Raw genomic sequence first — 14787 nt, 5'->3', positions numbered from 1 at the left:
TCCCCAAAAACAAGCATAAAGAATCCGTGAAGTAACTCAAGACTCGTTACTCATCGTTACATGCAGCTTGAAGCTTGCCTAGATTCCTGATTCTATCGTTCCATTCGCCTGAGGTTGTGATAAGTATTCCATGGTTTTGCACCATGAATTGAATCATAGACATTCTATAGTTCTGCAAAATCTACCAAAAAATATGCAGGCATGTTGTTTTGATAAAGCGATTCTAGAACAATACTAATTTTGTATGAAGAAGGCGATCGCTGCATAATTTTCCGTCATACTGCTTGAAGAACATTTCAGGTACACAGGATATTAATTCAAAGGACATTACCTGATGTGTCAGCACAATCTTCACGGTCTAGCCTAGACATTAGATGCTGCTTACTTCACAGACAAAAGCACTCTGTTGCTTGAGCAGCATCGAATGACACAACGCTATAGCTTGGCTAATGAGTCATCTTATCGCCAGCGATCGCCCTTGAGTTTTCCCATCCAGTTAGGATTTCTGCGGAAATTCTGGCATCATCCGTTGCTAAATTTGATTTGATCGACCTACTTAATTGACGATCACCCTCCCCGCACCAACTTCAAGGGGTGGAGAGGGCCCAACCGACTCCCGTAGTTCAAGGAGCGATCGCCCCCTCCCAGTCTCCTAGCAATTGTTAAGGATTTCGTAAAACTTACGCAGGACTGCGTAAAACCTGAACAGTCCTGCGTAATTCTCTGTAGAGGCATTTTCCTAGGTTTCCCGTCATGGCATCTACCCCGCCTGTCCGCGCTGAACTGAATGATACCTGGCTCTGTCCAGATCTCAGCCTACACTGGGTACTGCTGCAAGACCCAGATGGGCAGAGCGTTTGGCTGCGGGGCAAGCAGGTGGCGGTACGTCATACCATGACGGCGGCGGAAGGATATGCTTTGCGGTACTTTGTGGGACGGTTTACGATCCGGCTTGTGCAGCAGATGTGTCGGCAGGAGTTTTCAGACCTGCCCGATGGCTTCATAGCTGATCTGTTGCATAAGCTGGTTGACTTGGGCATTATCAGCGTCGGTGATTCTGCGGAAGAGCCGTCTTCGGCTGAGGATGCGGAGACTGTAGCCCCCCTCCGTCCCACAACGGGGCCGCGCCTTAAAGAGTCTGTACATTGGATTCAAACAAATGACGGACACTGGATTTTACGGAACCCAGAGGACGTGACCTTTGTGCAGCTTAATGATGTGGGTAAGCAGATTGTGGAGCATCTGGAAACAGAAGCTCCGGTGGCGATCGCTTCCCGGTATGGCGTATCTATTGAAGAGATGCGATCGCTCCTCCAGCAATTGGTGCTGACGGAGGGCAGTACCCAGATGTCTGTAGATCCCTTGGCAAGGGGGCAAAGCGGGGGATCGAAGGCAGGATGAAGATGTTACAGTCAAAAACATTCAACTAGATGTGATATGAAGAGAGCATCAGAGTTTGCCCTCCTTTTTCCAAGAGTACTCAAAAAGGGACATCATGGAATACATCAGAGCGCAAGGAACATCTAGGGCAGCTTAGATCATTTCAAAGGCTGTCACATCAAAGACTGTCACAGGTTTTTCTCACAGCCAAGATGGAGCATGGCACAATGGATCCTCTGGCGAGGATCTTATGAGGAGTATACCGTGACAGATTGGGTTCGTATGATTGTCAAAAGCCCCATTGTGCAAAAGATTGAGCAAATGGTGCCAGACTATTCCCTCGTGGGGGAGTCGGTTTTTTTCAGGAACGATCAGTTTCCTTGGGCCAATGATCTAGAAGCTAACTGGTCGGTGATTCGCCAAGAATTTGAGCAAGTCTTTCAGCATGTCAATGCTCTGCCCAACTTTCAAGACATCATGCCGCGCCAAAAGCGCATCAGTGCTGATGATGGTTGGAAAACCTACTATTTTTACGCGTTTGGGTTTAAGGCAACCAAAAACTGCGATCGCTGCCCCGAAACCTGGAAGCTACTCAAGGATATTCCGGGCCTGAAGGTAGCATTTTTCTCCATTTTGAGTCCGGGCAAGCAGATTCCGGAGCATTGCGGTAAGCACAAGGGGTTAATTCGCTACCACCTCGGCTTGATGGTTCCAGAACCCAAGGAGCAATGCCGCATTCAGGTTGGCGGGCAGATGCGCCACTGGGAGGAGGGCAAGAGTCTCATTTTTGACGACACCTATCCCCATGCCGTGTGGAACGATACCGATGGCTACCGGGCCGTGCTGTTTTTAGATATCGAGCGTCCCTTCCGCTTTCCGTTATCGTGGCTGAACTGGACGGTGTCCCAAATCCTCTCCTTTTCGCCCTTAGCGAAGGAGGCGAAGGCCAACTATCAGCGTTGGGAGAAGGAGTTTGAGGCGTTAGAGACCAACCCGAAAGGGTAGGTTTCCCAAGGAGCGATCGCTTGTCTATCCCTCAGACAGGACTGAATGCAGCCATTGTCCCATAGCAGGAGTTGCATGAAGACACATTCTCTTGCAGCTCCTAGTTGGATGGGTTGACTCAGACATCTGGCGATCGCTGCCACAACGCTAAGGTCGGTTCAGACGAGCGGGCGGAGTAATGCCCCGTTGACTGAGGCTGCGTTCAATTTGCTGTAGAAAATCTAGGTCATCCATGGGCAGTCTGCCCAGATCACCGTAGGGGTTCAAAAAGGCAAAGGCTTGGCGGAATTGTTCAGGAGTTGCCTGGATGGGAGCATCGAGATGGCAGGGAATGATCCGCTGAAAGTCCCATCGGGCAACCCGCTCAACCCAATTCAGGGTTTCTACGGGAGCCCGGTTAAGAATCAGGGTTTGTAAAATGGGTGCAACAAACAGTTGTCCATTGGCCCGTAGGGTCTCAAAGGAGGCTTCCCAGGTGTCTTGCCAGCGGAAGGGATACCAGCCAAAGTAGGCTTTACGGGAGCGATCGCTGGCCTTGAACGCATCCTGAATAGACTGTAGCGTGCCGACCACCTCTAGAGCACTAGGGCGGAAATAAAAGGCAAAGAGGACAATGCGTTTCCAGCCCTTTAGACGCGATCGCATCTGGTCTTCTACAATCTCGCCGCCGTGATCTTTGGCATGAAATAATAATGGGTAAGGATCCTGCTGGATAATCGCTGGGGGCTGCTCTGGAACTGATACAACACAATCGGTCACCAAAAGGGTGCGCGATCGCCGGTGGAATAGGGCAACTTCTTCAAAGGGGCCTAGACCAAGATTAATGGGCCCAAGGATGGCGTAGTCAAACTCTTGGGCAAAGGGCGTATTTCCCGACATGGGTAATGCACGGGTGCGTTGACGCGGCAGTCCGAGCCAGCTTAGGGGCAAGTTGACCGGAAAACTCCATTGGTCGGGCGCGATCCAAACCTGCGCTTCAGGACACTGGCGGGCAAAGGGGCCCACAAAAACCTTATGCTCAATACCCGACACAGTTGGTAAGATAATATGCTGCACCTGGCCATACCGGGCTTCTAGGTCTCGCAGCAGTCGCATACATTCCCGAGTGGGGGCAATGGGCGCATACACTAACAAGCCCCCAGCTTCTAACCGCACCACGGTCATGCGAATTGGCACAATCACGTAAAGGATGCCTTGGCATTGGTCAAACGTCCAAATCCAGTCTGGCACCACCTCTTGGCGCAGAGTACGTCGCTGCCCATAGGGATAGATCGGCACAATGGGCCAAAAGGGCCAAGTCCAATCGCTGGTGTTCGTTGGGGAAACGTGACCGTCATGCTCCTGCATTCGTAACCAGGCCTAAACCGTAAGTGGGCATAACGTCTAGTCTCTCATACCCGCTCCGACTGGGCTATCCCTGCGGGTCGAGTCCAGCAATTCTTAGATTGAACGTGAGCTTGACTGGTGTACGCTTCGTCACCCTGAATGGGGCAACGTATGGGAGACAGGCGGACAGGTCAGCCCGAAGGTCTTGTCCGCTGTAGGGTGCTGTTAGGCGAAGCCGTAACGCACCGTTGCACGAGGCTTTTCGCTATCAGGTCATCCAACGTACGGGTTGATGAAGGTCGGTTTTGATCAAGCAGAATGGTGACCCTGGGGCAGCCCGACCTCCGATGGGCAACCGGGTTGACGGCGAGCGTCTAAATAATCACCCAGAATTTCCTGGTAGCGCGATCGCCCCACAATGGCATAGTGGCCGGGATAAACCGTCTCGACGGGCAGGTTCTGCAGCCGTTCGTAGGTGGCGATGTAGCTAGGAATATGGCTACAGTGCAGTTCATCCAAGAGTTCGCCGTCGTAGATCACATCGCCGGAGAAGAGCTCCTGCGCCTGGGAGTCATACAGAGCAATGCAGCCATGGGAATGACCAGGAAGGTGCATGACTTCAAAGGCGCGATCGCCCAAGTCCAACACGTCTCCCTCGTGCAAAATCTGGGTCGGTTCCGCCGATCGCAGGGTGTAGTCCTGCACCGTGAAGCCCGGATAGGGTGGTTGCTCAAAATGGTCGGGCAAGACCCAGCCTAGTTCAGGTGTGCAGAGCGCTTCGTGGTCGTCGCCCGATCGCAGTGCCTCGGCTTCTGCACTGTGGATGGCCCGATGCTCAAATTCATAGATTCCACCGGCATGGTCAAAGTGGATGTGGGAGGCGATCGCCAACAGAGGTTTATCTAACAGGCCGGCTAAATAATGGCGCAGACTAGCCACGCCTAAACCGGTATCAATTAAGAGATCCTGATCCCGTCCCTTAATCAGCCAGAGATTAGCTCGATTCCACCAATAATAGTGATGCTCTGTGATCAAATACAGCCCATCGGTCACCTGCTTGGTGGTGAACCAGGTGTCATTCATGGGAGCAGGGGTAGGCATCATGGCGATCGCTTTCATGGGTGCAGGCAGAGTATACCGCACCCAACAGTCGCTATTCTAGGAACCTGGGCTACCCTTATGTAAGCAACTCATAACAGAATGGGTGACCTGGGATTCGAACCCAGAACCAGCGGATTAAGAGTCCGATGCGCTGCCGTTGCGCCAGTCACCCAGAGGTTCTCTATTGTAGCAGACATCTCTCTTGTGTAAGCAGCCCGCTCGCAGGAAATTTCGCATTTATTCACCGACAGGCGAACGATCAAGTTCAGGCTATTCCCCTAAAATTGCTTGCCCCCCATCTCTAGTCTCTATCTCTAGTCATGGCGGATTCCTCGCCCCCATCCCCAGCGGCTAGGAGCGATGCCAGGAAAAAGGTAGTTTAAGCTACGACGTCTGGGCAAGGTTCTACGTTATGACAGCAGATGTTATAACAACTTGACGCTATAGGGTGATGAAGAGGTTATGGGATTATCGACCTTAAAACAAGGCACATTAGCGATCGCTGCCAGTGACTTTGATGCTCGGCCAATGACCTACGTAGACGGGGAGCAGCGCTTGGGCTATGAGCCCGACTTAGCCCGCTTGGTGTGCGATCGCTTGGGATTGACCCCTGTATGGACGAATCTACCCATGGAAGATTTCTATCCAGAAATGCAGGCGGGACACTTTGATGTGGTGTGGTTCAACCAAGCCAATACGCCAGAACGCCAAGCCTGGGTAGACTTTAGCCGTCCCTATGGGCTTTTTGATGAAGCGGTGTTGGTGAAAAGCGATCGGGCGATCGCGTCGCCGGCCGATCTGGTGGGTCTTAAGGTTGGCGGTCTGGCAGATAGTACCAATATTGCCCTAGCCGCTACGTTTCCAGATGTGATCTTGGTACCGTTTCCCGGCAGCGATCAGGTGTTGCCTGAGATGCTGGCTGCCCTGCGGGCAGGGGAGATTGATGCCTTAATTGATGATGAACTGGTGCTGGTGGTAGCGGCGGAAGACGACCCGACCCTCAAGATAGCCTTCAGTCTGCCCACCCAGGCACGCTTTTCCATTGGGGTGCGGAAAGGTAATCTGGAGCTGCGGGATGCGATTGATCAGGTTCTAGAGGATCTGATAGCCGACGGTACCCTATCGCACTTGTGGAATACCTGGATTCCCTGGAAGCCCTTTCCCTTCTAGCGATCGCTTGAGGTGAACTTGTTATAACAACGGTATCTTAGATAACGGTATCGATAGAAAACAGCCTCTATGCTCTGGAGAAGCGCGATCGCCCAATAGTTAAGGTCTATGAACCTAACTGAAACATGTCAGCGTTCAACCGATCCGAGAGCGATCGCCCTGACCTCCGCATCCTCCACCGGGATTCACAGCATGACCCACACAAAGACTTGGCAATCGGAACCCTATTGGGGACTTGGGTTTGATTTTGACCCTCAATGGCACCTGACGCCTGCACAGCAAGCCTTGCAGGAGCAACTGATTGAACTCTGTGCGACGACCCTACGTCCGAATGCGATCGAGTCTGATCGTGGCTTAATCTATCCACGCAAAAACTTTGAAGCTCTAGCCCAACTGGGTCTCCTGGGGTTACTCGTGCCCCAGGAGTGGGGAGGTCTGGGCGAAAGCCATACCTGTGCCGCGATGGTTGTAGAAACCATTGCCCGTTACGGCTGCCCGAGTACGGCGATGTGCTACGTGATGCATTTGGGAGCAACAGCCGCTGCACTATTCCGCGCAGCAGATAATCTGGAACTTCAGTCTGTTCTGCAACGGCTGGATCGAGATGTCTTCATTGGAACTTTATCTTACTCTGATCCAGAAACAGGATCCCATTTTTGGTATCCGGTGTCGTCCCGTGCCGAGCGCACTCAGGATGGATGGTCGGTCTTCAAAAAAGCTTCCTGGACAACCTCAGCAGGTTTTGCTGATTGGTACATTGTGCAAACGAGCAGCCCAGATTTTAATGGCGATTATTCTGATTTATCTTGCTTCCTGATCTACAGCAACGAAGTACAGGCAGAGCCTCAAAAATGGGATGCCCTTGGTCTGCGCGGCAACCAGTCAGGAACGCTGTTGGTCGATGGCGTAACGGTACCTAGCGATCGCATGGTTGGCCCTAAGGGAGATGGGGCCTATTCCAACGATGAAATTGTCGATCCCTTTTTCCTGCTTTGTTCATCCTGCTGCTGGAACGGTATTGCTCTAGGTGCAATTGACATTGCCAAACGTCATACAACCCGTAAAAAGCATGTGGATGTAGGTATGCGCGTGGCAGATTACCCTACTATTCAGGACTATGTAGGGGAGGCAATTATGGATACGAATGCTGCTCGTTCGTTTTCGTTTTCCATGGCTAAACTGATGGACGAGTTGACGAACAACTGTGACTGGTCAGTTCATAACCAGGATCCAAGTGCATTACCCAGGTCGGTTTATCTACATTGGTATTGGCAGATCAAGTTTATTGCAGCTAAAAACGTAGCCCATGTATGCGATAAAATGCTGCACGCTTGCGGTGGTACAGGATTTAAGAAAGATTTAGAGATTGAGCGATATTTGCGTGATGGAAAAGCTGGTTGGGTGATGGGCCCCACCAATGAAGTCCTCCGTCAGTTTGTGGGTAAGATGGCACTGCTGGGCTTTGAGTCCCTTGATTACTGGAATCAGACGGTGAATCAGCGCGTCTTGCATAATGAGATTAAAAAGCTGGATGCTGATGGTAAGCGTCAACTAGCAGCACAACTGTTAGCAGAAGTAGAAGGAGCATCATCCCCTAAGGTTCCTGTTCTACAATAACCTATGCTGCTTGAGTCTATCCTCTTGTCTAGTCTATCTTTGCGGAGCGATCGCTCACAATCATCCCTTCTGTAGAACCCTTCGAAAATCTCTCATCAGATGCCGCGCGCTATCACCTGAGCACTCATCAGAATGTGCTCAGGTGATACAGCAGAAATCAGATGGGTTAGGACATCCAGAGATTAGGGGGGGTTCTAACCCCGCGCAGGTAGGTTAAGTGGCGTTGCTGGATCGACCTATGATTTGCGCTAAGAGCGAGACGCTCACACAACCTTCATGGTGAATGAGGTGGGAGTGAGAGCATCTTGCTCATATTCCGATTTCATCGCCTCATTCAGCAACACCGATTAGTCTGTATGACCGTGACGCCTAGCCACCGGAGGACTGAAACCTGCTACCTCAAGCGAATTGATGACCGCTGCCCAAGGGAGCACCGTGTAAGGTAAAAAAATCTAATGAATCATAACAAGAATTTATATATAAAACCTATTTTCATTTGGGAGAATTATTAATAAGCTATACATAGATTCACTACAGCACTGGAGAAAGTCCGCCATGGTTTACACAGCCACTCTGACTACCCCTACCTCTGCCACCCAATCAACGCTAGCTAGACGGTTGCAGGCTGCCTTAGAACATGCCCGTCGCCTGACCGATATGTACGGCAGTAGCCACAAGGATGTAGCGATCGCCTGGGAAACCGTCGAAGAACTAACGACGGCCCACTATCGTCAGACAGACAATCGGCCGACCGCCTTTAGTTTGTACTGTGCTGCCAATCCCCACGCTCCCGAGTGCCGCATCTACGAAGATTAGGTGCAATACTCGGACTAACGTACTTAACCCTCACTCAGATAACCTAGGCGGGAACCGTAGTTCCCGCTTTTTTTAGTGCCTGTCCCGCAAGGGGCTCTACTGTTCCCCATGAAGGTCGGCGTTGCTAAATTAAGAGATGAACCTCTCGCGACAGGATCTGCAACGCCATGCAACCTGTTGCGGAGTCCTATCACTATTGAGTAACGCCAAATCATGGATAGTCTCTTCATTCACCCCACAGACGCGACCAGATTATAGAAGCCGCTACTACCAACCACGCAACTATGCCCTAGACTTTCTTTATAACCGCTTTGACCACCATGAAGGAGATTAGGATGGCTGACTCGCGTGACTGGTTTGCTGGACGGGTAGCCGTGCTGGCTACCATGCACCACAAAGAACAGGCGATCGCCCCCCTTCTCGAATCCGGTCTGGGGGTGACTGTGGTGGTGCCCCCTAACTTTGACACCGATAGCTTTGGCACCTTTACGGGCGATATTCAACGACCAGCCAATCAACTCACCACGGCTCAGCTTAAAGCTGCTGCGGCCCTCCAGCAAACGGGAGAAACTTTGGCGATCGCTAGCGAAGGTAGCTTTGGGCCCCATCCGCAGATTCCCTTAGTGGCCTGCGATCGCGAAATGGTGGTGTTGCTTGATAGACACCATCAGCTCAAACTGGTCGGCGAGTGCCTCTCCACCAACACCAACTATCGCCAAGACACTGTCCATAGCCCAGATGCTGCCCTAACATTTGCCCAATCCGTAGGTTTTCCTGACCATGGTCTAGTCGTTAAGGTCGAGGAGACCCAGACCATTGTTGCCAAAGGCATCACTGCCCCCGACGAGCTATTGGCAGCAGTTGAAGTAGCCCTTGGGCGATCCGATCGCCGCCTAGCGCGCCTTGAAACCGATATGCGCGCCCTCTACAATCCTACCCGTATGGCAGTTATTGCCCAAGCAACAGACCATCTGTTACAGGTCATCTCTCAATCCTGTCCTACCTGTGGCAGTCCTGGCTTCGCCGAGACTAAGCGATGGCCTGGACTACCCTGTAGCCTATGCGGTACCCCTACACTCATGACCCTTTCCATTCGCTATCAGTGCCAGAAATGCCAGCACCAGCAAGATATCCCCTGTCCCAATTCACCGCCCGTTGCAGACCCTAGCTACTGTCCCTACTGTAATCCATAGCATCCGCAGCACGTCGTTGCTCTTATCTTTTAGATATAGCTTGAGTCAGATGACCTAGGACATTTAGAGATTGGGGTATCTTGAACCTGCGTAGGCGGGTTTGGTCAGGATAGCCGCGCCTAAAGTCGCCGGGACGCTGGGGTTTGCTGTCTCAACTGACTTGATTGACCGCTTATCCAATGAGGTGTTGCTGAATGAAGCTATGAAAGTAGGGGGTTGCTGAGTTAGGGGATGAACCTCGAACTAGAAGCTCTCAAACTCCACGTAAAATCCTGCGGAATCATCTTGCGATTCAGCAACGCCGAAACTAACCTGCGAGCAAGATTCTCCCACTACCTTGATTCTGAAGGAAGGGTAAGTGTCTCGCTCACGGTTCACTAGTGCAAATCATCTTGCGATTCAGCAATGTCTCAAATGAGACTATTTTTATCTTTCAGACATTTCCATCTCAAGTCCGGTTGCCTGTTCAAAGCTATCGCCCTGCGTTTCATCCATATAGGTCTGCATAATCTGAGCAATAGTTTGAACATTGGGATCTTGGAGCATACTGGAATGTCCACCGGGAACTGGATACAGCCGTACCTCATCCACCCGATCTCGCCATCCCAGCAGCGGATCGCTATAGAGCTCCGTGTAGGGAGTGTCGTCAATCTGTGTACCATCAAAAGCAGGGCTTTTCTCTGTAGCTAGGAATAACAACACATCGCCAGGATAAGGTTCAGCGGGAACATATTCTTTTTCAGCAAACTTCAGCGCCACCCGTACTGAAATCCCCTGCAAGAAAGAGGGTAGAGGCCATTGGCGATCGAGATATAGCCGCAACAGTCGCATCTGCAGGTGCGATCGCTTCCTTTCGATCCGTGACGTGGTCTCATACATCAGAACATTGGTAGCCTTTTTAGCAACCATCATCGCTAGAGCTGGAATGCGTTGATAGATCGGCTGTTTCTTCTTGTCTCCCATAGACTTAGATAACCGATCCAGACGATTGCTCGTCACCAATCCTGGACGCAACTGTGCTTTTACGTCAGCCGTATCAATGAGCGCCACCATCGCCACCGTTTTCCCTTGCTGCAGCAATAAACGAGCGATTTCAAACCCTATAAAGCCGCCAATACATAGACCGCTGAGATAGTATGGCCCCTCTGGCTGAACACTCAGGATCTTAGCAGTGTAGTATTCTGCAATTTCCGTCAAGCGGGTATGAAGGATTGGAAAGCGATCGCGACTGTAGGGCTGGATACCATAAACCGGATGATCGGGATGCAGTTTTAGAGCTAGGTTTCGATACAGCAGCGTCTCACCTTCTCCATCATGGACGAAGAAGATCGGTGGCTTGGAACCGCCTTTCTTCAGCACCACTAAGGATTCATGGATATCAGATACCTTATCCTGCTGCAGCACGGCAGCCATATCTTCGATGGTTGCCTCCGTAAGCAAGGTACTCAGGGGCAGCGTGCGTCCAAAGGTGCGATCGATCGCTTCCATCAATTCAATAGACTGCAGTGAATCGCCACCAATATCAAAGAAGCTATCCTGAACACCGATGGGATGTAAGCCTAGGACTGATTCCCAGATCTCTAGAAGCTTCTGTTCCGTCTCATTACGAGGAGCCACTAGGGGCTTAGCGCCAGCTAAATCTTGCAGGGTAGGAATAGGTAACGCCTTACGATCAACCTTTTGGTTAATATTCAACGGCAGAGCATCAAGGATCATAAACCCTGATGGCACCATGTAGTCGGGTAATTTCGACTGGAGAAACTGACGAATATCGGCAATCAGTTCCGGAGAATAGTCTGATTCTAAAATGAGGTAACCAATTAAGCTCTTTTCGCTCTGTCGTAGTTCATGAGCTGCAACCACAGCATCACGTACACCAGGAGCTTGGCGCAGAGTCACTTCAATTTCTCCAGGCTCAATGCGGATCCCCCGCAACTTAATCTGAAAATCAGATCGTCCTAGGATTTCCAGGTTGCCATCTGGATCAAAGCGCCCCAAATCACCCGTACGATAAAACCGTTGACCATCAATAACAACAAATTTTTCTTGGGTTAACTCATCCCGATTTAAATATCCTTGGGTGATGCCTTCTCCACCAAAGTGAATTTCGCCCACCATTCCTACTGGAACTAGGTTCCAATGGGAATCATAGAGGCGCACCGACACATTAGGAAAGGGTTTACCCACTCGGCTTTTCGTAATGGGAGGCTCCATCGGCACAAAATAGGTACAGCCCATGCAGCTCACTTCACTACAGCCATAGATCACGTAAATTTCAGCATGGGGAAATACCGATCGCATCGTAGCCAGCAGGTCTGCAGATACCATATCTCCACCAGAGGACACATGGCGCAGATTTTGGAAAGCCTGCGCATCAAACCCTTGTTCCTGAATATAGGCAAGCAGGCGGCGCAGAAGGCTGGGTGACATGTGAATGATGGTGATCGACTGCAAGAGTTGCACCATTCGCTTAAAATCAAAAATATGATCACGCTCTAGCAGTTGCAGTTGCCCCCCTGCGACCAAGGGAGACCACAGTTCAAACATGGTGATACTGAAGGTAAACCGAGCCATAGCAGGCATGATATCCGCCGCACTAAAGCCATAGGTATAGTGAGCCGACCAGATGTAGTTCACAAGGTTAGCATGGCTAGCCATGACGCCCTTGGGTTTACCTGTCGTGCCAGATGTATAAATAATATAAGCCGTTTGCTGTAGGTCAACAGAGCAGTTAGGATTATCAGCCGGATAAGATTCTACCTTACCCCAATCTCGATCAAGACAGAGAACGGGTGGGGCGATCGCTGGCAGAACTGGGAGCAGGTGTGCTTGGGTGAGCAGAATGGGAGGCTGGGTTTCATCAAGGATGCTAATCAGGCGATCGCTTGGATGGCTAGGATCCATGGGTACATAAATCCCACCCGCCTTAAAGATGGCGAGAATGCCAATTAAGGCCTCCAAGGATGCCTCAAAGCAGGTGGCAACCCGCACCCCAGGAGTAACCCCTAGATCAGCTAAATAGTGGGCAAGCTGGTTGGCCCGTTGATTGAAAGCACTGTAGGTCAGCGTTTGGTCGTTATAGCGCAGGGCGATCGCATCTGGCTGCTGAACGGCATGGGTTTCAATGGCGTGGAAAATGGGCACTGGCGGATAGGCTACGCGCGGACTGCTCCAGTCCACGACCTGTTGCTGCAGCTCTGCCGGCGTTAACATGGAGAGTGTTGTGATGGGGCGATCGCTCTCCTCGTTCATGCCCTGGGCTAGCTGCTTGAGATGGCCCACCATGCGCTCAATCGTGGCGGCTTGGAAAAGATTAGCATTGTACACCACCGTGCCCTGCCAGTCGGCCCCTGAGGGATCCAGAATCCAATGAAGGTCAGGTGGCTGAACAGAGGCCTCGGCATGGCTGGAGGCGATCGCCTCCCAATCCTCCTGCCGATTCGATACTAGGGTCAACACCACATTAGCTGAGGTTGACCGCTGGGGAGCAGCCGCCGCCGTTAATTGCTGGAGCACAGTTTGCTGAAGCGTATGGGCGGTGGTGTCGGCTGTGAGCGTCACCGCTAAAGATACCGCATCATCCAGCAGGGCCGTCGATAGGTAGACATCCAGCTCAATATGAGGCTGTTGGGTCGAATGGTGAAGCAACGCCATCATCAAAGCGATCGCTCCAACTTTCTCCTCAACGTGATCACTTGGATTAGACAACGTGAATGCAAAGTAGTGCGGTTGATACAACGTTGACGCAGTTTTAAGAGAATCCCAGGAAAGTTGAAGCATAGGATGAAGTTGGCTGCAAGAATGCAAGAAAATAGTAGGCAATGGGAGTCACACAAGTGCTCCCCATCATCAGACAATGCGCATATGTACGGTCAATAGCAATGCCATGACTGTTGTAATCATGCTCGATATCGTAAAACCCTGATCTATCCGTGAACTTACGGAGAACTCAACTGCTAGCCATGGATAATCACGTCCGTATAAACTAACGCCACCCAGGTTTTTAAGCAATATCTAGAGCTATCTCCATACTCCCTCTCCATAATGCGCTGCAAGACTTTCAACGTCAATGCACTGTAATGGTACCCATTACTCTAACGGTAGGTTTTAGCCGATTACTACACCAAATCTTTATCTAAATAAACGTCAGACAAAGACCAGCCCACCGTAGTTCGATGGTTCCCCCAGCAAGACATCTATCGTTTATTCAACCCTACCTGAACGCGATACAATAGACAGCGACAGACTGTATCATAAGTAACTATTTGGGGTTAGATCGTCTAGATGCGATCGCCCTCTGATAGCTTTCTGCCTAGGTCTGAACCATCACGTTAGGGTCATGCTGGGAATGGGGACATGGTATTGGGGACTTGTAGCAGGCTTGATGATGGTCGTGAGCATTCTGCTGCCCCAAGGGGCGATCGCTTGGGGTCATCCTGTCCTACCCGAGTGGAGCTATGAAGGCGAAACCCATCCTGACCGCTGGGGAGATCTTAGCCCTGCCTATGCGCTCTGTGCCCAAGGGCAGAACCAGTCTCCCATTGATGTCACAGCTTGGGTAGAGGGCGATCGCACCCCCCTTGAGGTTGACTATGCCCCAACGCCGTTAGCCATCCGCAATGATGGTCATACGCTCCAGGTCTATGATCAGGTCGGGCAACATCTTCGTATCCAAGACCAAGACTATCGGCTGATTCAGTTTCATTTCCATACCCCCAGTGAACATCAGCGGGCCGGACGGTCTGCCCCCATGGAGGTGCATTTGGTGCATCGCAATGGGGCGGGCGATCTAGCCGTAGTGAGCATCTTGGTAGAAGAGGGCGAGGCCAATCCTCTGATTCAAACTCTTTGGGAGCACAGCCCTAAGGTGGGAGAGACCTATCAAGAGGCAGCGGTGCAGATCAATGCAGCGGATTTACTGCCGATTGACCGCACCTATCTTAGCTACATGGGATCCTTGACAACGCCCCCCTGTAGTGAATCCGTGCGCTGGTACCTTTTGGAACAAGCAATCACCATGTCGGCAGAGCAACTCCTAAGGTTTCAGCAACTCTACCCTCACAATGCCCGCCCCATACGACCGCTCAATCAACGGATCGTGGAGTTGCATCAGGGTTAATCTAGGCTCAAATCCGATCAACGATCGCATAGCCAGGCTGGTTGAGACATGTCCTAGCTG

10 protein-coding genes and 1 tRNA gene are annotated in these 14787 nt (G+C 51.2%); 7 read left to right on the top strand and 4 right to left on the bottom strand.

Features of this window, described 5'->3' with window-relative positions:
- Positions 1–753 precede the first annotated feature (753 nt).
- Positions 754–1401, top strand: coding sequence for a PqqD family protein (locus JUJ53_RS02165; RefSeq protein WP_204150333.1), 648 nt, complete (start codon positions 754–756; stop codon positions 1399–1401).
- A 300-nt stretch (positions 1402–1701) separates the two neighbouring features.
- The gene (locus tag JUJ53_RS02160; protein WP_343327874.1) at positions 1702–2385 is read left to right on the top strand and encodes an aspartyl/asparaginyl beta-hydroxylase domain-containing protein; all 684 of its coding nucleotides are present in this window, start codon (positions 1702–1704) and stop codon (positions 2383–2385) included.
- A gap of 147 nt (positions 2386–2532) precedes the next feature.
- On the opposite strand, the gene JUJ53_RS02155 is transcribed toward JUJ53_RS02160, so the two are convergent.
- From JUJ53_RS02155 to JUJ53_RS02145, 3 genes are all read right to left on the bottom strand, one after another.
- A complete protein-coding gene (locus JUJ53_RS02155; RefSeq protein WP_204150332.1) occupies positions 2533–3732 on the bottom strand; it encodes a DUF4336 domain-containing protein in 1200 nt (399 codons plus the stop codon).
- Positions 3733–4020: 288 nt separating this feature from the next.
- The gene (locus JUJ53_RS02150) at positions 4021–4812 is read right to left on the bottom strand and encodes an MBL fold metallo-hydrolase (protein ID WP_204150362.1); all 792 of its coding nucleotides are present in this window, start codon (positions 4810–4812) and stop codon (positions 4021–4023) included.
- 100 nt (positions 4813–4912) lie between these two features.
- Positions 4913–4984 (bottom strand) — tRNA-Lys (locus JUJ53_RS02145).
- Positions 4985–5274: 290 nt separating this feature from the next.
- Here JUJ53_RS02145 and JUJ53_RS02140 point away from each other — a divergent pair.
- The 4 genes from JUJ53_RS02140 (at position 5275) to JUJ53_RS02125 (ending at position 9608) form a co-directional block, all read left to right on the top strand.
- The gene (locus tag JUJ53_RS02140; RefSeq protein WP_204150331.1) at positions 5275–5982 is read left to right on the top strand and encodes a transporter substrate-binding domain-containing protein; all 708 of its coding nucleotides are present in this window, start codon (positions 5275–5277) and stop codon (positions 5980–5982) included.
- 108 nt (positions 5983–6090) lie between these two features.
- On the top strand, positions 6091–7599 hold the full coding sequence (locus JUJ53_RS02135) for an acyl-CoA dehydrogenase family protein (RefSeq protein ID WP_239124704.1): 1509 nt from the start codon (positions 6091–6093) through the stop codon (positions 7597–7599).
- Positions 7600–8154: 555 nt separating this feature from the next.
- On the top strand, positions 8155–8415 hold the full coding sequence (locus JUJ53_RS02130; protein WP_204150330.1) for a Calvin cycle protein CP12: 261 nt from the start codon (positions 8155–8157) through the stop codon (positions 8413–8415).
- A 335-nt stretch (positions 8416–8750) separates the two neighbouring features.
- Complete coding sequence (locus JUJ53_RS02125; RefSeq protein WP_204150329.1) at positions 8751–9608, top strand: DUF6671 family protein; 858 nt, start codon at positions 8751–8753, stop codon at positions 9606–9608.
- Between the two features lie 426 nt (positions 9609–10034).
- On the opposite strand, the gene JUJ53_RS02120 is transcribed toward JUJ53_RS02125, so the two are convergent.
- A complete protein-coding gene (locus JUJ53_RS02120) occupies positions 10035–13316 on the bottom strand; it encodes an amino acid adenylation domain-containing protein (RefSeq protein WP_204150328.1) in 3282 nt (1093 codons plus the stop codon).
- 679 nt (positions 13317–13995) lie between these two features.
- On the opposite strand from JUJ53_RS02120, the gene JUJ53_RS02115 reads away from it, so the two are divergent.
- Positions 13996–14727: a carbonic anhydrase family protein gene (locus JUJ53_RS02115; RefSeq protein ID WP_204150327.1), complete on the top strand. Its 732-nt coding sequence runs from the start codon at positions 13996–13998 to the stop codon at positions 14725–14727.
- The last annotated feature ends 60 nt before the right edge of the window (positions 14728–14787 follow it).

Source organism: Leptolyngbya sp. CCY15150, assembly GCF_016888135.1.
In the GTDB taxonomy this organism is placed as follows: domain Bacteria; phylum Cyanobacteriota; class Cyanobacteriia; order RECH01; family RECH01; genus RECH01.
Note: the sequence above shows the minus strand (reverse complement) of the source record. Positions and strands in the feature narration are given on the sequence as shown.